The following is a 23,700-nucleotide window of genomic DNA, read 5'->3' on the forward strand; positions in this document are numbered from 1 at the left end:
AACATGGATCAGGCAACGGTTCTGTTGATCGACGACGAAGAGGCACTCAGGGGGTCCCTGAGCCAGGGCCTTGAACTGACCGGTCAGGACGTCTTTGCGACCGGAACGCCCGAACAGGCGCTGGAGCGTGTCAATCGTGGCTTCTACGGCGTACTTGTCACCGATATCCGCATGCCGGGTACCGACGGTTTTCAGGTCATGAAAACGGCGTTCGAGATCGACCCGGCCCTTCCCGTGGTCCTGATCACCGGACATGGCGATGTGCCGCTGGCGGTCGAGGCGATGCGTGCGGGAGCCTATGACTTTCTGGAAAAACCCTTTTCCGTGTCCCACCTCGCGTCCGTTGTCGAGCGCGCTCTCGACAAGCGCCGGCTTGTCCTGGAGAACCGCAAGCTGCGTGAGGAGCTTGCCGACAGGACGGGTCTTGAAAGCCGGCTTGTCGGCCGGACATCGGTGATGGACCTCTTGCGCAAGAACGTGACCGCACTGGCCGCAACGGATGCGGATGTTCTGATCCTCGGCGAGACGGGATCGGGCAAGGAAGTTGTTGCCCGCGCCCTGCACGACGAGGGCCCGCGCAAAGTGAAGCCCTTCGTTGCACTCAATTGCGGGGCACTGCCGGCCGAGATCATCGAATCGGAACTCTTCGGTCACGAGAAGGGTGCCTTTACCGGCGCAAGCGGGCAACGCATCGGCAAACTGGAACATGCCCATGGCGGCACGGTCTTTCTGGATGAGATCGAATCCATGCCGCTTGAACTGCAGGTCAAGCTTCTCAGGGTAATTGAAACAAGGACGATCGAGCGGCTCGGTTCCAACAAGGCGATCGACCTGGATGTCCGCTTCATTGCCGCGACCAAGGAGGATCTGGAGGAGGCCGGAAAGGCGGGCCGCTTCAGGCTCGACCTGTTCTACCGCCTCAACGTGGTTCACGTCGCGATACCGCCATTGCGGGACCGGCTGGAAGATATCCCTCTTCTTTTCAGGCACCTGGCCATCGAGGCACGGGCACGCTACCGGCGCGAGATACCGGACATCACCGAAGCCTATCTGGCCGGACTGATGGCACGCGACTGGCCGGGCAATGTCCGGGAACTGCGCAATGTTGCCGACCGCTTCGTCCTTGGACTTGAGCAGCAGGCCGAACCGGCACCGGCGACAGGCGCAAGCCTTTTCGAGCAGGTCGCCGGTTTTGAAAAGGCGCTGATCGCCGCCGAACTGAAACGCAATGGCGGTGCCATCAAGCCCACTTATGAAAATCTCGGGCTGTCCCGGAAGGCGCTCTACGAGAAAATGCGAAAATATGTGCTCGGCAAGGACGAAAGCGAGCTTGTTTAAGCGTTTGGCGTGGTTGCGGTTGTCACGGCATGGATTGCAGGGTCAAGCCCTGCAATGACCGCAATAGAGGTACCATTGTGCGCGGACACCGCCGTCCCCGTCCTGCCATGACTTGATCCACTGCTGTCCGGTTTAGAAGTTGCGGCCGAACTTATGCCGTTGAGAAAGCTTCATAATTCCGATCGACACCAAGTCGGGATACAGACTTGTTTCCCGGATTTGTCGTCCCGGTTTGACGCATATGCGGCAAGACCGGGATCCAGTACGCCGTGTCGCTGGAGGTTAGATGAAGATGGAGAAACAAGAGGGTACTGGTTCCCTGCATTCCGCTGCGCTTCAGCAGGGATGACAAGTTTATCGAACAGGGATCGCCGCAATAAATCAATTCCGGGTTTAACCGGACAGCAATGGACTTGATCATGGCATCCATGCCGTTACAGCGCGAAACCTGTTAGGGCGTTTGGGGTTCACGTCTGCGAAGAGCAATTGACGATGCGCAAAAAAGTTGCGCCGAATGTCACAAACCCGGCTGTCGGTTCGTCGAAGGGATGTCACCCTCTCAAACTTCAAATGGAAGACACCCATGACGACTGAAAACGCAATCAACTATCTCGACCATGTTCCCGGCGTGCTGCAACGCTTTGAGGCGGCCAGCATTGAAATCGGCAAGACCGAGCTCGCGCCCGGACTGCGCCATCTCGTGGAGCTGCGCGCGTCGCAGATCAACCAGTGCGCCTATTGTGTGAAAATGCACACCGGGGAGGCGCTCAAGGACGGCGAGAGCCACCAGCGCCTTGAGCGCATCACGGTCTGGCGGCATGTTGACGACTTCACCGCAGCAGAAAAGGCGGCCTTCGCCTGGACCGAAGCGCTGACCGGTCTCGGCGTCGATACGGACTATGGCGCATTGCGCGCTGACCTGCGCGTGCATTACAGCGAAGGCGAGATCAGTGCGCTGACCTCCGCGGTGGCAATGATCAATCTCTGGAACCGGGTCCAGGTGTCCAATCACTGAAGAAACGCGAGCGCGGTATGGCAGAAACTTCAGACAGCATGACCTTCGAGACCATGAGGGGCCGCCTGATCGGGCTTGCCTACCGCATGCTCGGATCGATGGCGGATGCGGAAGACGCCGTTCAGGATACCTTCGTCAAGTGGCAGGATGCGGACCGGGCGCGGATTGCCAACCCGGAGGCCTATCTCACCACGGTCTGCACCAACAGGTGCCTGGACTACCTGAAAGCCGCTCACCGGAAACGGGTCGACTATGTCGGCCCGTGGATCCCGGAGCCGCTTCAGATCGAAGCCGGAGCAGATCCGGAAACCGACATGGAGCGCGCCCAGTCGCTCACGACGGCCTTTCTGCTCCTGCTCGAACGGCTGACGCCGAAAGAAAGGGCGGCCTATCTTTTGCGGGAAGTGTTCGGCAAGTCCTATGGCGAAGTGTCGGAAATTCTCGGTCTTCGCGAGGCGTCCTGCCGACAGCTGGTCTCGCGCGCTGGCCGGTTCGTGCGGTCCCAGTCAGCACGTGCGACGCCGACGCCGGAACAACAGGACATCTTCCTGAGGGCCTTTCTGTCCGCGATCGAGACAGGGTCTCCCGATGAGCTTGCCGATGTTCTGGCTGAGTCTGTTCAGCTGCGCACAGACAGCGGCGGCAAGGCAGCCGCGATCAGCCGTGTCATTGAAGGACAGGAAGTGGTCAATTTCATCACCAGGGCCATCAGCCGCTTGTGGGACCGCGAGCAGATTGTCGAGCTGCAGATCAACGGGATGCGCGGTTTGGCGCAGTTGGACGACGGCAAGGTCGTCACCGCCATGACGCTGGGCTTCACGGACGAGGGCAAGGTCGATCAGATCTATATCGTTCGCAATCCGGACAAGCTGGAACGTCTGGCGATGCCGACAAGACACGACCCGAGCAATGGAGCGCTCTGGCAATAGGGAGCGATGGGGTTCGCCGATGTGTCGGTTTCGACACATCGGCGGTTTGCATGTGTCGGAACCTGCACATCCCGTAAGAAATTCCCCGGACTGTCTCCCTCGAGCGAGTTTGCTAACCTGCGGAAATCAGCGCTTTTTGGCGGGCCGCTCCCAACTGGCACACGATTTGCGATCAGTTTTGCGACCAGCCTCCGGGCTGTCCGGCCGCATTGGCCGTCATATTGAAATGTCTGGGAGGACATCCGATGAAAAAGTTTGTAATTGCCGCTGCAACGGCAGCTTCCTTTGCCATGACGTCTTCGGCCTTCGCCGCCGATGATTGCTCCGACGGCGAAGTCGTCATCAAGTTCAGTCACGTTGTTGCGGCCCAGGGCCACCCGAAGGGTGAGATGGCAAGCGCTCTTGCCGATCGCATCAACAAGGAAATGGATGGCAAGGCCTGCATGCAGGTTTTCCCGTCTTCACAGCTGTTTGACGACAACAAGGTGATGGAAGCCCTGCTGCTGGGCGACGTCCAGCTGGCTGCCCCTTCCCTGTCGAAGTTCGAGTCCTACACGCTGAAATACCGCGTCTTCGATCTGCCGTTCCTGTTCACCAACATGGACGCCGTGACCACCTTCACCAAGGGTGAGAAGGGCCAGGAGCTGCTCGGTGCAATGTCCGACTACGGCTTTGTCGGTCTCGGCTATGTCTTCAACGGCCTGAAGCAGTTTTCCGCCGACAAGCCGCTGATGCTGCCGACCGATGCCAAGGGCCTGAAGTTCCGCGTCCAGACCTCGGACGTTGCCGTTGCAATGATCGAGGCGCTTGGTGCCAACGCCCAGAAGCTTGCGTTCAAGGAAGTCTACGGTGCACTTCAGACCGGTGTTGTCGATGGACAGGAAAACACCTGGTCCAACATCTACACCCAGAAATTCTTTGAGGTTCAGGACGGCACCACCGAAACCAACCACCAGCTGCTGACCTACCTGGCCGTGACCTCCCAGGAGTGGCTCGACAGCCTGGATGCCGACGTCAAGGACCAGTTCCTGACGATCTTCAATGAAGTCGCCGACGAGTACAATGCGCGGGCTGCGCAGATCAACGAAGACAACAAGAAAAAGATCATGGAAAATGGCGGCGAAGTCCGTCAGCTGACCGCTGAAGAGCGCGATCAGTGGGTTGAGACCATGAAGCCGGTCTGGGACAAGTTCCGGGACGATATCGGCCAGGACGTCATCGATGCTGCGGTGTCGTCCAATCAGGCAAGCTGAGCTGCCTTGATTTGAGTGATGTTTCGAGGAAGGCCTCCGGGCCTTCCTCGTCGATCACCTAACCTCTTAAAAATTCTGAATACTCTCAACGGGGGAGGGTAATATGGGCTCCTGGTTGGCCACATACTGGCCGGTCGTGCTGATTGTCGGGTTTTTCTGCCTCTATGTCGTGCTTGACTACGTAAGACCGAAACTCATCGAGTCGCTGGACGAGACCTTTATCGCAATCATTCTGGCGCTGATGACCCTGGTGACGTTTTCCCAGGTGGTCGCGCGCTATGGCTTCAACTCCGGTTGGGGCGGCGCACTCGAATTCACGCGCGTCCTGTTCGCCTGGCTGATCCTGTTCGGCATGAGCTACGGCATCAAGATCGGCGCTCACCTCGGTGTCGATGCAATCATCAATCTTCTGCCCAAGCGCCTGTTCCGCGTTGCGGCCCTTCTGGGGGCCGCGCTGACAATCCTCTATGCGGCTCTTCTGTTCGAGGCGGCCTGGCTCGGCGCGCTTCTCTCCCTTGAAAACAAGGGCTCCAGCGGCGGCGCCTATGCCTATGTGGCCAGGTTCTACAAGTTGCCGATCGGTATGGAAGACCTGAAATGGCCGGTCTTTATCATCGAGTGGTTCGAGGTGCGCGAGCGCGTTCCACGCTGGATACCCTACATCATCCTGCCGATCGGACTGGCACTGCTGGCCTATCGGTCCGTTCAGGCATTCATCCTGATCCTTCTTGGAAAAAAGGACGCCATCATCGCCGCGCACGAAGCGGAAGAGCTGGTGGCCGAAAACAAAGACGTGTTGAAGGACTAGGCCGATGGAAACCGCATTTCTGTTCATTTTCGTTTTCGGCTTTCTGTTCCTCGGGGTTCCGATTGCCGTCTCGCTCGGCCTGTCTGCCGTTCTCTACATCGCCCTGTTCAGTCATGACTCGATGAGTTCCGTGGCCGTGCAGCTGTTCAACGCGTCGCAGAACTTCACGCTTCTGGCGATCCCGTTCTTCATTCTGGCCTCCAGCTTCATGTCGACGGGCGGCGTCGCCCGGCGCATCATCCGGTTCTCGATCGACGCGGTCGGCTGGATCCGCGGCGGCCTTGCCATCGCCGCCGTCTTTGCCTGCATGCTGTTTGCAGCCCTGTCCGGCTCGTCTCCGGCAACGGTTGTCGCCATTGGCACGATTGCCATCGCCGGCATGCGCCAGGCAGGCTACACCAAGGAGTTCGCGGCAGGTGTCATCGCCAACGCGGGCACGCTGGGCATCCTCATTCCGCCGTCAATCGTGATGGTCGTCTATGCGGCTGCGACCAACGTTTCGGTCGGACGCATGTTCTTTGCCGGCGTCGTACCCGGCATCATTGCAGGCCTGATGCTGATGACCGCCATCTACATCATGGCGCGCGTCAAGAAGCTGCCGGCACAGCCGTGGGCAGGATGGAAGGAGCTGTGGAGTTCGGTGTCGCAAGCCGCCGTTGGCCTGTTCCTGATGGTCATCATCCTGGGCGGCATCTATGGCGGCATCTTCACGCCGACGGAAGCCGCTGCCGTTGCCGCCGTCTACGCCTGCCTGATCGCCCTGTTCGTCTATCGCGACATGGGGCCACTGGCCGGTGTCGGCTGGGTCGAGGAAAAGGACGGCGCACTGGGGCTGACCGGGTTCAAGACCATCACTTACGCGGTTGTTGCCGTCTTCGTCTGGTCGGGCCTTGGCTCCATCTTCACGGAGCGGGCCGCCTTCTTCGGCATCGACAGCGCCATTGTCCTGATAGCGGCGCTGGTGGGCTATCCGATCCTGCGGCATGGTCTTGCGCCGGCCGAACTGCCGGCGACCTACGCGGTCGGCGGCAAGGTCTGGGGCCGGAACCTCGGCATGATCGGCTGGAAGTTTCTGCCTGCCCTGTTCCACAGGGACACCAAGAAGGTACTGACGGATTCGTCGAAGACGACGATCATGCTGATGTTCATCATCGTCAATGCCCTGCTATTCGCACATACGCTGACGGCCGAACAGATCCCGCAGTTCATCACCGACTGGATGGTCGAGGCAGGGTTCAACTGGTTCACGTTCCTGATTGCGGTCAACATCATCCTTCTGATCGGTGGTCAGTTCATGGAACCGTCAGGCCTGCTTCTGATCGTGGCGCCCGTTGTGTTTCCGATCGGTCTGGAACTGGGCGTCGATCCGATCCACCTCGGCATCCTCATGGTCGTAAACATGGAAATCGGCATGATCACGCCGCCGATTGGCCTGAACCTCTTCGTGACCTCGGGGATCACGGGCATGAGCCTCGTTCAGGTGGTGAAGGCCGCCGCACCGTTCGTTCTGGTGTTGTTGCTGTTCCTGGTTCTGGTGACCTATGTCCCGGCGCTTTCGACCTTCCTGCCCTATTACTTCATGGGACCGGAAATCATCATCCGGTAGGCGGGACACGAACAATCTGCAGGCGGCCGGAGTATTCCGGCCGCTTTCGTTTGCGGTGCCGGCGGCTTGTTGACAGGTGAAAGACGACGTTCTTTAGTTTTCAAAGAACAGGGAGAGCCTTTGATGACGAGCGACAAAGATCCGTTTTCCCGGTTTTCCGACATCGTGAAGCGCGCGGACGAGCTTGAGGACATCACTGGCAAGCCGCTGCCGCAGATCGCTGCAAAGGAAATACCGGCGCTCGATTCCATTTGCCGGAATTTCATCGAGCATGCCCCCTTCTGTTTCCTGGCGACCGCAAATCCGGACGGGCATGTGGATCTGTCCCCAAGGGGCGACCCTCCCGGATTCGTGAAGATCCTGAGTGAGTCGCTTCTCGCGATCCCCGACAGACCGGGAAACAGGCGTGCGGACACGTTTCAGAACATTCTGGCGGACCCGAGGATCGGCCTGCTGTTCATGGTGCCGGGCAGAGGCGAGACGCTGCGCATTCGCGGCGAGGCAAGGATCGTCCGCGATCCCGATCTCCTCGCGTCCATGGTGGTGAATGAAAAGGCGCCGAAACTTGCACTTGTTGTCCATGTGCACAGTGCCTTCATGCATTGCCCCAAATGGGTCTTCAGATCGGATATCTGGCAATCGGACAAGTGGCCGGATACCGAAGGCATGGCGGACATGAACGAGGCCATGGTCAAGCACGCCAGGATCGCGATGAGCCCCGAGGACTGGTTTGAAAGCCTGAAGGAAAAAGGCGAACTGGACCTCTGGTAGGATCTGTCAAAGAAGCTCCAGCCCGGGAAGTGGCGGCAGGTAGGCAGGCACGAAAAAGCCGGCCCAGAGGACCGGCTTGACCGTTTGAGCAGCGGGCTGTTCTCAGACGATGCTGCCGAGCTTCATGGCAACGCTCATGTCGCCCTCAACCTGCATTTTTCCGCCCATGAAAGCGCTTGTGGGGTTGAGGTCACCGGAGAGCAGATCGGCGAGGTCATCAGCTGAAATCTTGATCGTGCAGTCGGCTTCGTCGTCGTCGTTGCTGACATCCGAACCCTGCAGGAAGATGACGCCGTCACCGCCCAGGTCGAACTTGACGCTTTCTTCGATGCCGCCACCTGCGACCTTTCCGCGAACACCTTCGGTGAGCTGTTCCAAGGACATGAATTTTCTCCCATCTTGGTCTGGCCGATGCCAGTCTTCACCCCTCTTGAAGCATGACCTTTACGTAATCGTCAAGAGAGAAATGTGCAGCTCTGGAGTCAACGGCAATCGCGTCAGTGGTTGTCCCTCGGCAGCCCTCTTTGATGCGCAACGTCCTGATACTTGACGGCCGGTTCAAGCACCATGCCCTTGTCGAACTGGCCGACAATGCCGCGCTGGATTTCCTGCCACGGGGTCTGGCTTTCGGCAATCTGGAAACCGCCTGCAGCTTCCAGATCCGCCCTGCGTTGTGCCAGTTCTTCGTCCGCAATCAGAATATTCGCGGTCCCTTTCCTGAGGTCGATGCGCACGCGGTCATCGGTTTTCAGGAGGGCCAGGCCACCCATCGCGGCGGCTTCTGGCGACGCGTTCAGGATGGAGGGAGATCCGGACGTTCCGGATTGGCGCCCGTCGCCGATACAGGGCAGCGCGGTGACACCACGCTTGATCAGCGCGGCGGGTGGCTGCATGTTCACGACCTCTGCACCGCCGGGATAGCCGATCGGACCGGTGCCGCGGATGAACAGCATGCAGTGTTCGTCGATGTTCAGGTCCGGATCGTCGAGCCGGTCGTGATAGTCTTCAGGTCCCTCGAAAACGATCGCCCGGCCTTCAAAGGCTTCCGGATCGTCCGGGTTGGACAGGTAGCGGTCCCGGAACTCCTTTGAGATCACACTGGTCTTCATGATCGCGCTGTCGAAGAGATTTCCCTTCAGATTGATGAAGCCGGCCCGCTCCATCATCGGCGCGTCGAACGATTTGATTACATCGGGCAGATCCGTGACGATCCCCTCGCAGTTTTCGGCAATCGTCTTGCCGTTCGCGGTAACGGCATCCGGGTGCGGCAGCTTGCCGTGGCGCAGCAGTTCCGCGACGACGGCAGGCACGCCGCCGGCATGAAAATAATCCTCACCGAGATACTCGCCGGCCGGCTGCAGATTGACCAGAAGCGGTACATCGTGTCCGAGGTTCTGCCAGTCGTCATTGTCGAGTTCGACACCGACATGCCGGGCAACCCCGTTCAGGTGGATCGGCGCGTTGGTGGAGCCTCCGATCGCTGAATTGATCACAACGGCATTCTCGAAGGCTTCCCGCGTCATGATGTTGGAAGGCTTCAGGTCTTCGTGAACCATGTCGACGATGCGCTTGCCGGTCTCGAAGGAAATCGCGCCCCGCTCGCGGTAAGGTGCCGGGATGGCGGCGGCTCCCGGCAGCTGCATTCCAAGCGCCTCGGCGAGTGAGTTCATTGTTGTCGCGGTACCCATCGTGTTGCAATACCCGACGGAAGGTGCTGCGGAGGCAACAAGATCCATGAAACCGGGGTAGTCGATCTCACCGGCTGCAAGCATCTGGCGTGCCTTCCAGACAATGGTGCCCGAGCCGGTGCGCTCGCCCTTGTACCAGCCATTGAGCATCGGACCGACGGACAGCGCAATCGCCGGAATGTTGACGGTTGCCGCCGCCATCAGGCAGGCGGGCGTGGTCTTGTCGCAGCCGATCGTGAGAACGACGCCGTCGATCGGGTAGCCGTAGAGAAGTTCGACCAGCCCGAGATAGGCAAGGTTCCGGTCGAGAGACGCTGTTGGCCGTTTGCCGGTTTCCTGGATCGGATGGACCGGAAACTCGAAGGCAACGCCACCAGCGTCGCGAATGCCCTCGCGAACGCGCTTTGCCAGTTCCAGGTGATGCCGGTTGCAGGGCGACAGATCGGAACCGGTCTGGGCAATGCCGATAATGGGTTTGCCGGATTGCAGCTCTTCACGCGTGATGCCGAAATTGAGATAGCGCTCGATGTAAAGCGCCGTCATGCCGGGGTTTCCCGGATTGTCGAACCAGGCCGCTGACCGCAGCTTCGACGTTGTTTTGTCGCTCATGGCGCCTCATCCCTCACTCATTTCAAGTCTTGGGGCAGGATAAACACCAGGCATTGGACACTGTAAAGGCAGTCCGCGTGCAATCTGGTTCCACCTATTGAGATTCTTGGTTTCGTCTGGGGGCGGGAAAGGCGCCGGCAACGGATATCCGGGCGTAAAGCAGCAGCGCGGCAAGTGCAGCCCCAAACACAATCGGCGCAACAAAGATCGATAAAAGGCCGGTTGCGCCAAGCACCCCGCAACCGGCCCATAGCGCCAACAATGTCCGGCGCGCGCGCAAGGCGAGCTGATCGCGCCGGCTCGCCAGGGCCTTGAGCGCCGGAAAGGCTCCGATATCCTCGCAGTCGCTGACCGCGATGGGGCGGACCTCGTCATCGCGTTCCGGAACGGAGGGTGCGGCCTCGAAGAGTTCCAGCGCCTGTCTGTCCGCCGACAGGGAAAGAACAAGGCATTCACCGGGTTCGAACAGGCGCAACGACGTATCTGCAGCCGTTTCTCCGGGGACGGCATCCGCCGGTGTTTTCATGCCGAGCATGTCCGCCAGCGCTTGCCTCGTTTTCAGGCTGTCATTGGTGTGAAGCCATGGTTCCAGGCCTTCGTTGCGCAGGGCCCGGCCGGCAACCCCGGCATCCTGACGAAGAGTTCCCTCAAGGCCCAGCACACCGACGACCCGTCCCCCGACAGCAACGCGCAGCACGGTCTTGCCGTCCGCTTCCAGCGAACGCGCGATCGCATCGGCGGTAAAGCTGTCGATCTGGAGCCGCTTCAGCAGATCTGGGGTTCCAAGGACGACTGTCTGGCCACCCAAAAGAGCGACGGCCCCAAGACCGGGTTCCGGTTCATACCTGTCCGGTGTTCTGAGTGCGACGCGCCATTGCACGGCGAGTTGCCGCAAGGCGTGTGCGACCGGGTGGGTGGCGTGTGCTTCCGCCGATGCGGCCACTGCAAGCAGGGTCCTGGGCTCGTTGTTGAAGGCCATGACGTTGCTGACCATCAGATCAGGTCCGGACATGATGGCGGCCTTGTCGACCAGGATATGCCGGGCTCGTGTGACCGCTGGGAAGGCGCCGGGGGCCAGGTCTCGGGCGCCGGCCGCCGCCGCCGCACGATAAAACACCCTGTCCGCGAAAGCGTTGATCCCATCGAAGAGACAGGGCCAGGAAAGCAAAAGAGCCGTAGCGAAGGCGATTGGAAAGACAGCCGGGTCAAGGGCCAGCCAGAGCGAGCCGGTGCCGGCAGCGAGCCCGACGGAGCCGGCCGCTTCCGGCAGGCCGCTTCTGTCGCCCCGCGCCGGCAGGAGGGCGATGCCTGCCGAGCGCTGGATCATGAGACATGCACCTGCAACTGCGGGGATGGCGGCTTCATGCATGTGCAGATCGGTTACGGCCGGCAAAACGGCTGCCAGCAAAAGGAGAAACAGGCTCAATCCGCTTGTGAGGAGCGTCATGGGCCGCCCGGCCGGTTCGGTGAGCCGGGAGCTGAGCGCCAGAAACGCAAAGATCGCGGAAAACATGCTGAACACCGGCGCTGAATAGTCGCCGAACATCCTCAACGGGTCTGCAGGGGGGGTATCGACCCATCCGGCGGTCAGAATGGCGCAAATCATGAGACCGAGGGACGCGCACATGAATGCGCACCAAATTATTGCATGTAAGGGCATTGTCGGCATTGTTTGCGGCTTTCGAAACCTGTGTCGTTGTGCATGTTTCGGGGACGCGTCCGACGGTTCCTTCCGTCGGTTTCCCCGGGGCAGTGCTTCAAGCATGTGAAAGCCGGGCAGCGCAGGCAATGTCTGCGAGCCGGTGCGAACGCTCGGGCCGCGCGGGATTGCTCAATTATTGGTCATTATTGCCGAGGATTTGTGCGCAACCGCTCTTGCCAACAAATTGAACCTTAGGGAATATGCGGCTCATTACGAAGTAGAGCGTTAACAATTTTAAGGCTCAATATAGAAATATTTTCTCGGAATGAGAGTGTTTTAAACAAGTGGGTAGCAGGGAGAGCTTTTCAGCTCTCCCTGTTTTCTTTTGGTAAAGAAAAATGCGCACTACATTTTCAGAAAATGGAATAGAGAGCGCGAAGAAAGCTCCGGCAAAGATGTTTCGCCCTGACTAGACTTCAGGAGGGGAGCATCCTGGGCAGATTTTGCCCTTGCCGGACTCGATTGTGGTTATCTCGATCATGGCGTCCGGGAATCGGCGCGGCAGATCGAGTCAAGTTCGAGAGGTACAAAAACCAACAGAATCGTTCCAGCACCAGGCCAGTCCGCAGTCAGCTGATGCAGCGCGCCCTGCGCCGTTCAGCTTGTCTCCAGATTGGCGCGGGACAAAAGCTCCATCGATGGCATGAGATCAAGAAGCTCTCTTGTATAGGGATGCTGCGGCCGTTCGAAAAGGTCGTCGCAATCGGACACCTCGCAAAGCTCACCGTTGCGCATAACGCCGATCCGGTTGCACATCTGCCTGATCACGGCGAGGTCGTGGCTGATAAACAGCATCGTGAGGCCGAGTTCTTCCTGAAGATCTTTCAGAAGATTGAGAATCTGTGCCTGGATGGAAACATCGAGTGCCGAGGTGGGTTCGTCGCAGATCAGGAAGCGCGGCCGCGTTGCCAGTGCGCGTGCGATCGATATCCGCTGCCGTTGTCCGCCCGAAAACTCGTGCGGGAATTTTTGCCCCGCCTGGGCTCCCAGGCCGACGTGATCAAGCAGGTCGTCGACGATCTGCCGGACCTCGGCATTGCCGGACGCCAGCTTGTGAAACTTGATTGGCTCCGCGATGATGTCCCGAACCCGCATCCGCGCGTTGAGCGAGGAATAGGGATCCTGGAAAATCATCTGCATCTGCCGCCGCATCGCGAGGACATCCTTGCGGTTCTTGAGCGACGTCAGCTCTGTCTTGCCGAACAGGATCGACCCGCCCGTCGGGTCATAAAGGCCCGTGATCAGGCGCGCGATCGTCGATTTGCCTGATCCGCTTTCGCCGACAAGACCGAAGGTTTCCCCCTGCTGGATGTCGAAGCTGACCTTCTTGACCGCCTGGAAGTACTTTCTCCGGGACGGGAAAACGCTGCCGCGAACCTCGAAACGCATGTCCAGATCGCGAATCTGGACGAGAGGACCCGAGATCTTCTCGTAGTCCCGGGACTTGCCCAGCCAGTGCGTGGAGATGTCGATGTGTTTCTGGGGCGTGCCCGCCTTTTCGATGTAGTTGACGACCGGAAAGCGTTCCACTTTCACATCTGGCCGTGGCACGGCGGATATCAGGCTCTGCGTATAGGGGTGTTGCGGTGCGCCGAGCACCTGCGTTGTTTCCCCGTACTCGACAAGGTCGCCATGATACATGACGGCGACGTGGTCGGTAATGTCGGCTATGACCCCCATGTCGTGGGTGATCACCAGCATCGCGACGTTGCGCTCCTCGCAGAGTTTTTTCATCAACTCGAGGATCTGGGCCTGGATCGAGACGTCAAGCGCGGTGGTCGGCTCGTCCGCAATGACGAGTTCGGGTTCAGCGCATAGGGCAAGCGCGATCACAACACGTTGCCGCATCCCGCCCGAAAACTGGTGCGGATACTGTTTGATGCGTTCTCCCGGATTGGGAATGCCGACCGCGTCGATCAGTTCGACGGCGCGTTTCTGTGCATCCTTGGCAGACAGCGGCAGGTGGGTGCGGATCGTCTCCACAAGCTGGGACTCCACCGTCTGCAACGGATCGAGCGACGTCAGCGGATCCTGAAAGATCATGCCGATCTTGCGCCCGCGCAGCAGCCGTTTTTCCTTGTAAGGCAGGTTGTCGATGCGTTTCCCGTGAAGGAAAACCTCTCCGCCGGCGATGCGGCCCGGTTCCTGCAAGAGACCGATGACGGCATTGCCGACCGTCGACTTGCCTGCGCCCGACTCCCCGACAACACCGAGGATCTTGCCGGCATCAACGCTCATGTCGACATCGTCGACGGCAACGAACACGGATTTTCTTCCCGGGAATTCGACCGTGAGGTCTTTGATATCCAGAACGTTCATGGCGCCCTCACCGCAGTTTCGGGTTGAGGGCGTCGCGAAGCCAGTCGCCCAACAGGTTGACGTTCAGGACCAGGAGCGCGAGCGCCAGCCCGGGAAAGATCGCGATCCACCATTCGCCGGAATAGAGGAAATCGTTTCCGATCGCGATCAGTGTTCCCAGTGAAGGCTGCGTTGGTGGCATGCCAACCCCGAGGAACGAGAGCGTGGCTTCGGTGACGATGGCGAGTGCGAGGTTGATCGTCGCGATCACCATGACCGGCCCCATCACGTTCGGCAGGATATGGCGCACCATGATGATGACTGAGGGGATACCGATGACGCGCGCCGCCTGAACATATTCCTTGTTCTTCTCCACCATCGTGGAGCCGCGCACCGTGCGCGCATACTGAACCCAGAACGACAGCGCCAGCGACACGATCAGAATGTAGAAGGCGAAAAATTCGCGATCGACGCCGCCGAAGATCCCGGCGGCGATGCCATCGATCAGGAGCGCGATAAGGATCGCCGGAAACGTCAGCTGCACATCGGCAACGCGCATGATGAAGGAATCGACGCGCCCACCCATGTAGCCGGCAACAAGGCCGAGCGATATGCCCAGAACGGCGGCCGCGATGACCGAACAGAACCCGATGATCAGAGAGATCCGCATCCCGTAGAAGATACCCGAGAGCAGGTCCCTTCCCTGGTCATCCGTGCCCAGAATGAACCGGGGATCGGAATATTCCTGCCAGATGGGCGGGACGCGGGCGTCGAGGATCGAAATCGTCGCCAGGTCGAACGGATTGTGCGGCGCGACCCAGGGTGCCAGAAACGACAGCAGGAACAGGATCAGCGTGGCGACGGCTGCAACAACGGTGATCTTTGAGCGCAGGAACGAATGGAACAGGTCGCTGTCCAGAATTCGCGCGACACGGCCTGCCGCGGGCTGTTCGCTCGACCGGTCCTGAACGGCGGCTGTTACTTCTTCGTTGGAGACATAAGGCATTCGAAGTGCCCCCTTACGGCCGTCCGACCCGCAGGCGCGGATCGATATAGAAGTAGAGAATGTCCACGATGAAATTGATCGCAACGAACAGGAATGCGGTCAACAGCAGGTAGGCGGACATGATCGGGATGTCGACATTCTGAACCGCCTGCAGGAACAGGAGGCCCATGCCGGGCCAGTTGAAGACCGTCTCGGTAATCGTGGCGAATGCGATGATGGCACCAAGCTGGAGACCGGTAATCGTGATCACGGGCACAAGCGTGTTTTTCAGGGCATGGCGGAAGTGGACAAGGCGGTCCGGCAGTCCGCGCGCACGGGCGAACTTGATGTAGTCCGTCCGGATGACCTCCAGCATCTCCGCGCGGATCAGCCTCATGATCAGTGTCATCTGGTAAAGCCCGAGCGTGATCGAGGGAAGGATCAGGGCCTTCAGCCCGGATGCGGTCAGAAACCCGGTGGTCCACCATGACCCGATCTGCACGGTGTCGCCGCGCCCGAAACTCGGGAGCCATTGCAGCGTGACGGAGAACAGGAAGATGAGCAGAATTCCGATGAAGAAAGTCGGCAGCGAAATCCCGACAAGCGACACGGACAGGAACAGCTTGGAAATCGGGGATTCCCGATTGAGCCCGGCATAAATTCCCATTGGAATGCCGACGACCAGCGCAAACAGTGCGGAGGTCAGACTGAGTTCCAGCGTTGCCGGGATGCGTTTGGCAAAGAGCTCGGAGACAGGCTGGCGGAACTGGTAGGATGTGCCGAAATCGAATTGCGCGGCCTTGGTCACGAACCGCAGAAACTGGACGGGGATCGGATCGTTCAACCCGAGCCGCTCGCGCAGCGCTTCGCGTTCTTCGATCGATGTTTCGATCCCGACCATCTGATTGATAGGATCACCCACAAAACGGAACATGGTGAAGGCGAGCAGGGCCACCACCAGCATGACAATCAACGCCTGGATCAGGCGGCGCGTCGCAAAACCAATCATTTCGGCTCTTTAGGGTCTGGCATGAAAATACGCTCCCGGCGTCGCCGGGAGCGTTGAGCACTTGAGGCTGAGATCAGTTCTTGTTGATGAAGCGGAACTTGAACTGATTGTCGGCGCGCTGAACAAGCTCGACATTATCCGCAACGCCCCAGGCAAGGCCCTGCTGGTGAAGCGGAATGTAATAGGCATTGTCATGGCTGATCTTGAAGGCTTCGGCGATCAGGCCATCACGCTTTTCCGGATCGATTTCCGTCAGCACCTTGCCGGTCAGTTCGTCGATCTTGTCGTCGCAGAAACCGCCGAGGTTGAACGGCGAGCCTTCGCCGGCGTCGGTACGGCAGTTCATCAGGTTCGACAGAACGTTCCAGCTGTCCAGGGAGCCGGGGGTCCAGCCAAGCAGGTAGAACGACGTATCAAAGCCGCCCGAGGCAAGAACCTTTGCAAAATACTTTGCCTTGGGCTGTGCGTTGAGGTCTACCTTCACACCGACGCGCGCGAGCATCGCCGCAACGGCCTGGCAGATGGACTCGTCGTTGACATAGCGGTCGTTCGGGCAGTCCATGCCGACAGTGAACCCATCCGGATACCCGGCCTCGGTCAGCAATTTCTTCGCGTTTTCCGGATCATAGGCATACCGCTCGAACTCGCTCGACTTTGAGAACAGGAACGGCGAGATCATGATGGCCGACGGCGTCGCGAGATCGCGCATGACCTTGTTCTTGATCGCCTCGATATCGATCGCCTGATAGAACGCCTTGCGTACCTTTTCGTCTTTGAAGGGGTTCTTGCCCTTCACGTCCGAATAAAGCAGTTCGTCGCGCATCTGATCCATTCCAAGGAAGATCGTCCGCAGTTCCGGACCCGTCAGGGCAACCGTGCCGGAATTGTCATTGATGCGCTTGATGTCCTGAACGGGGATTGGATAGACCATGTCCAGTTCACCGGACAGAAGTGCCGCGACGCGGGTCGCATCCGACGGTATGGGCGTGAACTCGACCGTATCGACATTGTGCTTGGCCTCGTCCCACCAGCCGTCGTTTTTCTCGTAGACGGTCTTCACGCCGGCTTCGTGGCTGACGATCTTGAACGGTCCGGTGCCGTTGGCATTCAAGGACGCATAGTTGGGCGTGGTATCGGATGCGGAGGTCACCTTGACCGCACCGTTCTCCGTCGTCCAGTCCTTGTCCATGATGTAGAACGTGTCCCACTCGTAGTGCAGGATCGGGTTCGGGCCGGTCAGGACAATGTCGACCGTGTGGTCGTCAACGATTTCGACCTTTGCGTCGGCCGGAACGCGTGTCGTGAGGTCGGAACCCTCGGAGCGCACGCGTTCGATCGAGAAGGCGACGTCTTCCGCTGTAAAGTCATTGCCGTTGTGGAACTTGACGCCTTTGCGGAGATAGAAGCGCCAGCGGTTCGGATCAACGATCTCCCAGCGCTCCGCGAGCGCGGGCTCGATCGCAAGGTCCGCGCCACGTCTTGTCAGCCCCTCATAGGTGTTGCCAAGCGACGACAGCGTGAAGGTCTCGTTCAGGCTGTAGGGATCAAGGCCGTTCAGGCTTCCCTGAAAGGCAAACTTGAATGTTTCCGCCTGAGCAGCACTACCTGTTCCTGCTGCAAGAAGCGCAGCGAAAATCAGAGTTTTCTTGTTCATTTTCCCCTCGTTGGTTCCGGTTCCCGGAATGACGTCGCAACAGCGGTCGCGATTTGATGGAGTGGTGCGACCGTCCGTCCGTCGGCAACTATGACATTGTAAGTGACCGTGTTCAAACCCGCTCGCGCCTGTTTTTACGATAAACGTCCAATCAGCCGGTCCAAAAATGCGGCGCATCGGTCCAATTCCACAAGTTCTATGAATTCATCTGCTTGGTGGGCCTGATCGATCGACCCCGGGCCGCACACGACCGTTGAAACACCGTGCTCCTGAAAGATGCCGCCTTCGGTCGCGTAGACAACGACGTGGCGGGCATTGTCGCCGGTCAGGCCGCGGGCTTCGGTTTCAGCCAGTCCATCCGCTTCTTCGGAGAGACCGGGAACGTAAGCCAGTTCCTCGACCTCGATGCCGCAATCCCCGGAGATAGCCTGCATGTCGGGCAGCACCTGGCTATCGATGAAGGTCCGGTATGCCTCCAGCCAGGCCTCTTTGCTGTCCCCGGGCAAGAGCCGGAAATCCGTTATGAATTCGCAGTGTTGCGCCGTGATGTTGTGGGCCTCGCCGCCCTTGATGACACCGCTGTGCAGGGTCGTGTAGGGAGGCTCGAATGCGTTGTCCGGGTCCGCCTTCGCCTTGTTGTCCGCGGTTTGCGCGTCAAGCCAGGAAATGAGTTTGGCTGCGGCGGAGATTGCCGACACACCCCGGTGCAGCTGGCTGGAATGTGCCGGGTGCCCCGTGATCGTGGTCTTGTAGACGGCAATTCCCTTGTGTGCGGTGACGACTTTCATGTTCGTCGGTTCGCCAACGATCGCAAAGCTTGGGCGGGGGCCTTTGGCGAGCATATCCCTGACGAGCGGCGGCGCGCCGAAACAGCCCACTTCTTCGTCGTAGGAAAGCGCGATGTGAATGGGCCGCTGAAGATCCGCTGCTATGAAATCGGGGACCTTGGCCAGCACGGTCGCCGCAAATCCCTTCATGTCTGCAGAGCCGCGGCCATAAAGTTTTCCATTCGAAACCCAGGAGGCAAACGGGTCCTGGGACCAGGCCTGACCTTTAACGGGAACCACGTCCGTGTGTGCGGACAGAACAACGCCGCCGTCTTCCGAAGGGCCGATATGCGCATGCAGTGCGGCCTTTGTGCCGGTCTCGTCCGGAACGCGAATGCTGGTGACGCCGTATTCGGCCAGATAGGTTTCCACGAACGTGATGAGGTCCAGGTTGCTCCGGTCCGATACGGTATTGAAGGAGATCAGTTTCTCCAGCATTTCCCGCGGCGTGTAACGTTTGCTCACAAATTCTCCTGTGCCCGATGAAACACGTGTATGTGTGTGTGACCTAGTTTGGCGGGATGTCGAGCGCATCTAAGCTGCTCAAGGCAAAGATTTGCAAGGGCAATTCCTTTCCCCTGATTTTGATTTCGGCGGACTGTGCGCCGGGAACAGCCACGTTTGCCGCATCCGTTACATCCTTTGAGACCACAAGAAAACTCTTGTGGATCTTGTTCTCCGTTTCCAGCCGGCTCGACGTATTGACCACGTCGCCAAGCGCCGTCAATCCGCCGTTTGTGCCGGCAGCGCCGATCCGTCCGAGGATTGCCGGTCCGAGATGCAAGCCGATCCCCAGCCGGATCGGATCCTGGAACTGCGGACCCTTTTCCGCTTCCAGTGCCTTCATGACGTTTTCGATGCGGCGCGATGCGCGCAGGGCCTGGCGGGCGCCGGTTTCCACGTCGCTGTCCATTCCGAAAATGGCCATGATCCCGTCGCCTATGAACTTGTCGACAAAGCCGCCTTCCGCTCGAATGGCCGCCGAGGCCTGATCGAGATAGTTGTTCAGCAGATGCACCACGTCATAGGCAAGCTGGGACTCGGTAATGCGTGTGAAATTCCTCAGGTCCACGAACATCACGACGACATCCTGCTCGACACCCCAATAATAGGCATCCTTGAGATTTTCGGCGGTTTCCGCCTTGGCCTTGACCGGCACGAGCGGCAGCACCTCGAGGTTCTGCTGCGGGCGGATCTGGCAGGCGAGCCTGACGTCCTTGTCTGCCGATATCCTGGCCAGCACCGCTTTTTCGGCCGTTCCGGGTGCGGCAAGATCGGCACTGCCGTCGAGAACCTTGACCCTGCAGGTGGAGCAACGCGCCCGTCCGCCGCAGACCGACGCGATCGGCACGTCGTTGATACGGCTCATCTCAAGCAGGGTTGCCCCGGGTTTGGCCCGGATCGACAGGCTTCCGGGGTATGTGATCGTGAGCTTGCGCGCTGTCAGGTTGAAAACGTAGCGGAGCAAGATGGCCACGAGGCTTGCGGCAATGAGGCCGAAGACGACGGCGCGTGCTTCGATCACGAAGGTCGTCAGCCAGTCGAACTGCTCCTCTGTCACCTTGAGCTTGACATCCTTTGCCAGTTCAAGCCGCCGGGCGCCCTCGATGAACCCCCAGAGCGCAACAACAGGCAGGGCGACGGCAAACCCGAGGGCGGCGTATCGCAAGCGGTGGTACAGGGGATAAAGCCGCAGCCAGAAATGCAGGCCGATCATCGCGTGAGCCCATACCGCCAGCAGCAGCAGGGACTGAGTCACTCCGTGCTGAGGCCATAAAATTGTGAGCATCTGGTGATAGGTCGGTGAAAATCCGAACTGGTTGGCCAGTCCCATGGTCGTGCCCACATGCGGAATGAGCGACCAGGGGATATAGAGCCCGAGAACAAGTTGTGCGAATTCCCATGGCGGCATTTTCAGCGTGCGCCGTTTCCCGGTCCGCCAAAGCGCCAGGAAAACATGGGTAACCACCGCCAGCATCAGCACGGTTTCACCGATCTCGCTGCGCCAGATGCGGTAGTGCCACACCGATGCCTTTTCCATCGCATCGACCGAATAAATACCAAAGGCGTGATTCGAAAAGTGGCTGAGACAATAGGCAAACAGGATCAGGCCGCTCCAAAGGCGCAGCCGCTGCCGCCAGTTGCCCCACGACGGACCCGCCTTCTTTTTGCGTTCTGCAGTCGCCGTCTTGACCGGGGCGGATGCGGATGTGCTCATGCAGTCCTCCCGGTCGGTGTCTTGTGCACGGATTCGTGTTCCCAGTCAGGTTTGGTCTGGAAAATCTCTGACCCGAGATCGGGGCCGGGTCAACCCGAATAGGGGAAACTGTGTTCCGGGACTTGCATCCCTTTGCGGGAACCGTAACTTTCCGCTCGTTGATCCGCGCGGAAGGGAAAATCATGAAGGTCTACGGCATCAAGAACTGCGATACGGTCAAGAAAGCGCGAAAGTTTCTGGAAGAGGCGGGCGTTGCCTATGATTTTCACGACTACAAGAAGGACGGCGTCAACGGTGACCGGCTGGCGGCCTTCGTTGCAGAATTCGGCTGGGAAACGATCCTCAACAAGCGCGGCACGACCTGGCGCAAGCTGGACGACGCCACCAAAGAGGGTGTGACCGATGCAGCATCGGCGATTGACGTCATGATCGAAAATCCCTCAACGATCAAACGGCCAATCGTGGAAGGTGAGGCAAAGAATTTCGTCGGGTTCGATCCCGTGTCGTGGGAGATGGCGCTCGAGCTTGGCGAGCTGAAGTAACGGCGCGCACCGGGTCGCGCCGTCAGGCGTTTCCGGATCACGGCAGAAAGCCAGTCCGGATCACCAGGTTCTGCGCGGACCGGTGTCGATGTGGTAATGGCCGGACGCATAGTATTTGTATCCGCCGACCTCCGGCTGCGATTTCAGGAAGGCAATAATGGTGGAGGGATCACCGCGGACCGAAAAATCCACCGCCTGGCAATTGAGGTGATAGGAATTGCGCGCGCCGCCCTTCCGCCAGTTTTCCAGCCACCAGCGCTTTGTCGAGTGAACAGTGACCTCCCCGTATCGGCTTGCGACGCGGTTGAGAACCTTCTTGAGCTTTCGTGGAACGCACCAGGATGAATCGTCATAATCGATCGAGCTGTGCGAGGCGGTTGCCCATCCCAGTCCGGTGACCCCTGCGACCGTGCCGCATCCTGCAAGCGTGAGGGCAAATCCGATGAAGAATATCCAGGCAAAGAGGCGTCGGGGCATGACTGGCAGCCTTGTTGAATGTGTTGCGATATCCCCCGCGCGAACGTTCCTGCAATTTGATTAAAATTGTGATGAAAAACGTGGTTAACGAAGCTAAGAAACAAATGTTTCAGAGAAGGGAAAAGTCTGATACAAATGTCTCAAATTCGCATCGTGACCACTGCTCGGATTGATATACATGTCTCACGTTTTTCCACGCCACACCAAAGCCAGTCCACCCGTCGCCGATCGTGGAGAGGGTTGTTACATTGTTGATAAGTCGGGGAAAAAATACTTTGACGGATCTGGTGGTGCGGCCGTGTCCTGCCTGGGCCACAGCGATCCGGACGTGACCCGCGCGATCAAGGACCAGGTCGACCGGGTCGCTTTCGCACACACCGGCTTTTTCACCTCCGAACCTGCCGAGGAACTGGCTGACCTGCTCGTCTCGAAGGCGCCGGGAAATCTTGACCGGGTCTATTTCGTCTCGGGTGGATCGGAGGCGGTCGAGGCTGCGCTCAAGCTCGCGCGCCAGTACTTTCTGGAGAAGGGAGAAACCTCCCGGCATCGCGTCATTGCTCGCCGCCAGAGTTACCACGGCAACACGCTCGGAGCGCTGGCAACGGGTGGCAATCAGTGGCGGCGGGAACCGTTCTCGCCTCTCATGATCGAAACCACCCATATCGCGCCCTGCTATGAATATCGCGGTCGCGGTGAAGACGAGACTGCATTTGAATACGGGCAGCGCGTTGCCGGCGAACTGGAAACCGAAATTCTCAGGCTCGGACCCGAGAACGTCATGGCCTTTGTTGCCGAGCCGGTCGTCGGTGCGACGGCTGGCGCGGTCCCGCCGGTGGAGGGGTACTTTAAACGGGTCCGCGAGATCTGCGATACCTATGGTGTGCTTCTGATCCTCGATGAGGTCATGTGTGGCATGGGCCGGACCGGATCGCTCTTTGCGCATGAACAGGACGGCATTACCGCGGACATCCTGTGCATCGCCAAGGGTCTGGGCGCTGGCTACCAGCCCGTGGGCGCAATGCTGTGCACCGACGAAATCTACCGGGCAATCGAAACCGGGTCCGGGTTTTTCCAGCACGGCCACACCTATATCGGCCACCCGACAGCCTGCGCCGCGGCATTGGCGGTGTTCAGGAAACTGAGCAGTGGGCTTGCGGAGCGTGTTTCGCCCATGGGGGACAAGCTCGATCAGGCGTTGCGGGACGCGTTCGGGCAGCATCCCCATGTCGGCGACCTGCGCGGGCGCGGACTTTTCCGGGGTATCGAACTTGTGGAAGACAGGTCAAGCAAAACCCCCTTCGAGCCGGCAGCCGGGATCAACAAGAAGGTCAAGAAAGCTGCCTTCGAGGCCGGTCTCATCTGCTACCCGATGGGCGGGACGATTGATGGGGTCAGAGGCGACCATGTTCTTCTGGCGCCGCCGTTCATCCTCGAGGACACGCATGTCTCGGAAATCGTTGACAAGCTGGACACGGCCTTCAAATCGGCCTTCCAGTGAGACCGTCAAGACAGGGACTGAACAGAAACCGGTCATGATGCCGGAATGATTACGAACGGGTGATCTTTGAATTAAAAAAGCTTAATATTACAGAGAGTTAAATTGAAGCGCGCTTAAGCATGGCCATCTCTGAGTTCACATGAATGAAGGAGATGGACATGGCATACATTACCAACGAGCAGATCGAAGCGGCATCGGACAATCACAAGTCCGGTATCTGGAGCCGGATCGCGGCAGGCTTCGTGTCGGTCACCAACCATTGCTACGAGCAGGCAAAGCATCGCCTGCCGGTCATGCACGAGAGCGAACTGGCAGACAAGGAAGGTGCCGGTAACGAGCGCCTTGCCGATAGCGCTTATGAGAGCGAACTGGATGTGGAGAGGAAGGAACGCTCCGATTCAAGAGGGTATCTGAGCCCGGAGCACTACAACTACATGTACTACTGAGGGAACTGCCCTGGGCCGGCATGAGGC

20 protein-coding genes are annotated in these 23,700 nt (G+C 59.2%); 10 read left to right on the forward strand and 10 right to left on the reverse strand.

Annotated elements, in window-relative coordinates; genetic code table 11:
* Nucleotides 1–3 precede the first annotated feature (3 nt).
* The 7 genes from RBB49_RS26260 (at nucleotide 4) to RBB49_RS26290 (ending at nucleotide 7,720) form a co-directional block, all read left to right on the forward strand.
* Complete coding sequence (locus tag RBB49_RS26260) at nucleotides 4–1,338, forward strand: sigma-54 dependent transcriptional regulator (RefSeq protein WP_306145918.1); 1,335 nt, start codon at nucleotides 4–6, stop codon at nucleotides 1,336–1,338.
* Nucleotides 1,339–1,921: 583 nt separating this feature from the next.
* Complete coding sequence (locus tag RBB49_RS26265; RefSeq protein ID WP_306145919.1) at nucleotides 1,922–2,353, forward strand: carboxymuconolactone decarboxylase family protein; 432 nt, start codon at nucleotides 1,922–1,924, stop codon at nucleotides 2,351–2,353.
* Nucleotides 2,354–2,370: 17 nt separating this feature from the next.
* Nucleotides 2,371–3,282: an RNA polymerase sigma factor SigJ gene (gene sigJ, locus RBB49_RS26270; protein WP_306145920.1), complete on the forward strand. Its 912-nt coding sequence runs from the start codon at nucleotides 2,371–2,373 to the stop codon at nucleotides 3,280–3,282.
* 245 nt (nucleotides 3,283–3,527) lie between these two features.
* A complete protein-coding gene (locus RBB49_RS26275; protein ID WP_306145921.1) occupies nucleotides 3,528–4,535 on the forward strand; it encodes a DctP family TRAP transporter solute-binding subunit in 1,008 nt (335 codons plus the stop codon).
* Nucleotides 4,536–4,638: 103 nt separating this feature from the next.
* Complete coding sequence (locus RBB49_RS26280) at nucleotides 4,639–5,343, forward strand: TRAP transporter small permease (RefSeq protein WP_306145923.1); 705 nt, start codon at nucleotides 4,639–4,641, stop codon at nucleotides 5,341–5,343.
* Between the two features lie 4 nt (nucleotides 5,344–5,347).
* Entirely contained in the window at nucleotides 5,348–6,949 is a 1,602-nt protein-coding gene (locus RBB49_RS26285) for a TRAP transporter large permease (protein ID WP_306145924.1), read from the forward strand.
* Between the two features lie 123 nt (nucleotides 6,950–7,072).
* Entirely contained in the window at nucleotides 7,073–7,720 is a 648-nt protein-coding gene (locus tag RBB49_RS26290) for an MSMEG_1061 family FMN-dependent PPOX-type flavoprotein (protein WP_306145925.1), read from the forward strand.
* 102 nt (nucleotides 7,721–7,822) lie between these two features.
* On the opposite strand, the gene RBB49_RS26295 is transcribed toward RBB49_RS26290, so the two are convergent.
* The 9 genes from RBB49_RS26295 to RBB49_RS26335 all read right to left on the reverse strand — a co-directional run bounded on the left by RBB49_RS26295 (nucleotide 7,823) and on the right by RBB49_RS26335 (nucleotide 20,710).
* Nucleotides 7,823–8,104, reverse strand: a complete 282-nt coding sequence (locus RBB49_RS26295) for an SCP2 sterol-binding domain-containing protein (RefSeq protein ID WP_306145926.1) — start codon at nucleotides 8,102–8,104, stop codon at nucleotides 7,823–7,825.
* 113 nt (nucleotides 8,105–8,217) lie between these two features.
* Nucleotides 8,218–10,017 carry an IlvD/Edd family dehydratase gene (locus RBB49_RS26300; RefSeq protein WP_306145927.1) on the reverse strand — a complete coding sequence of 600 codons (1,800 nt, stop codon included), beginning with the start codon at nucleotides 10,015–10,017 and terminating at the stop codon, nucleotides 8,218–8,220.
* A gap of 94 nt (nucleotides 10,018–10,111) precedes the next feature.
* On the reverse strand, nucleotides 10,112–11,644 hold the full coding sequence (locus tag RBB49_RS26305; protein ID WP_306145928.1) for an HAD family hydrolase: 1,533 nt from the start codon (nucleotides 11,642–11,644) through the stop codon (nucleotides 10,112–10,114).
* A 672-nt stretch (nucleotides 11,645–12,316) separates the two neighbouring features.
* Nucleotides 12,317–14,038 (reverse strand): ABC transporter ATP-binding protein, encoded by a 1,722-nt coding sequence (locus RBB49_RS26310; RefSeq protein ID WP_306145929.1) that lies wholly within the window; start codon nucleotides 14,036–14,038, stop codon nucleotides 12,317–12,319.
* Nucleotides 14,039–14,045: 7 nt separating this feature from the next.
* Nucleotides 14,046–15,023 carry an ABC transporter permease gene (locus tag RBB49_RS26315; RefSeq protein ID WP_306145930.1) on the reverse strand — a complete coding sequence of 326 codons (978 nt, stop codon included), beginning with the start codon at nucleotides 15,021–15,023 and terminating at the stop codon, nucleotides 14,046–14,048.
* Between the two features lie 13 nt (nucleotides 15,024–15,036).
* The gene (locus RBB49_RS26320) at nucleotides 15,037–16,011 is read right to left on the reverse strand and encodes an ABC transporter permease (RefSeq protein ID WP_306145931.1); all 975 of its coding nucleotides are present in this window, start codon (nucleotides 16,009–16,011) and stop codon (nucleotides 15,037–15,039) included.
* Nucleotides 16,012–16,084: 73 nt separating this feature from the next.
* A complete protein-coding gene (locus RBB49_RS26325) occupies nucleotides 16,085–17,665 on the reverse strand; it encodes an ABC transporter substrate-binding protein (RefSeq protein ID WP_306145932.1) in 1,581 nt (526 codons plus the stop codon).
* Between the two features lie 134 nt (nucleotides 17,666–17,799).
* A complete protein-coding gene (argE, locus tag RBB49_RS26330; protein ID WP_306145933.1) occupies nucleotides 17,800–18,957 on the reverse strand; it encodes an acetylornithine deacetylase in 1,158 nt (385 codons plus the stop codon).
* Between the two features lie 43 nt (nucleotides 18,958–19,000).
* A complete protein-coding gene (locus tag RBB49_RS26335) occupies nucleotides 19,001–20,710 on the reverse strand; it encodes an adenylate/guanylate cyclase domain-containing protein (protein WP_306145934.1) in 1,710 nt (569 codons plus the stop codon).
* A 182-nt stretch (nucleotides 20,711–20,892) separates the two neighbouring features.
* On the opposite strand from RBB49_RS26335, the gene RBB49_RS26340 reads away from it, so the two are divergent.
* Nucleotides 20,893–21,252, forward strand: coding sequence for an ArsC family reductase (locus tag RBB49_RS26340; RefSeq protein WP_306145935.1), 360 nt, complete (start codon nucleotides 20,893–20,895; stop codon nucleotides 21,250–21,252).
* 60 nt (nucleotides 21,253–21,312) lie between these two features.
* Here RBB49_RS26340 and RBB49_RS26345 read toward each other — a convergent pair whose 3' ends face one another.
* Entirely contained in the window at nucleotides 21,313–21,729 is a 417-nt protein-coding gene (locus RBB49_RS26345; RefSeq protein WP_306145936.1) for a D-Ala-D-Ala carboxypeptidase family metallohydrolase, read from the reverse strand.
* Between the two features lie 178 nt (nucleotides 21,730–21,907).
* Between RBB49_RS26345 and RBB49_RS26350 the strand changes: the two genes are divergently transcribed.
* Together RBB49_RS26350 and RBB49_RS26355 are read left to right on the forward strand one after the other, a co-directional pair.
* On the forward strand, nucleotides 21,908–23,227 hold the full coding sequence (locus RBB49_RS26350) for an aspartate aminotransferase family protein (RefSeq protein WP_306145937.1): 1,320 nt from the start codon (nucleotides 21,908–21,910) through the stop codon (nucleotides 23,225–23,227).
* Nucleotides 23,228–23,385: 158 nt separating this feature from the next.
* Nucleotides 23,386–23,673 carry a hypothetical protein gene (locus tag RBB49_RS26355; RefSeq protein WP_306145938.1) on the forward strand — a complete coding sequence of 96 codons (288 nt, stop codon included), beginning with the start codon at nucleotides 23,386–23,388 and terminating at the stop codon, nucleotides 23,671–23,673.
* Nucleotides 23,674–23,700: the final 27 nt, after the last annotated feature.

Origin of the sequence: Roseibium sp. MMSF_3412 (genome assembly GCF_030733265.1) — a bacterium.
In the GTDB taxonomy this organism is placed as follows: domain Bacteria; phylum Pseudomonadota; class Alphaproteobacteria; order Rhizobiales; family Stappiaceae; genus Roseibium.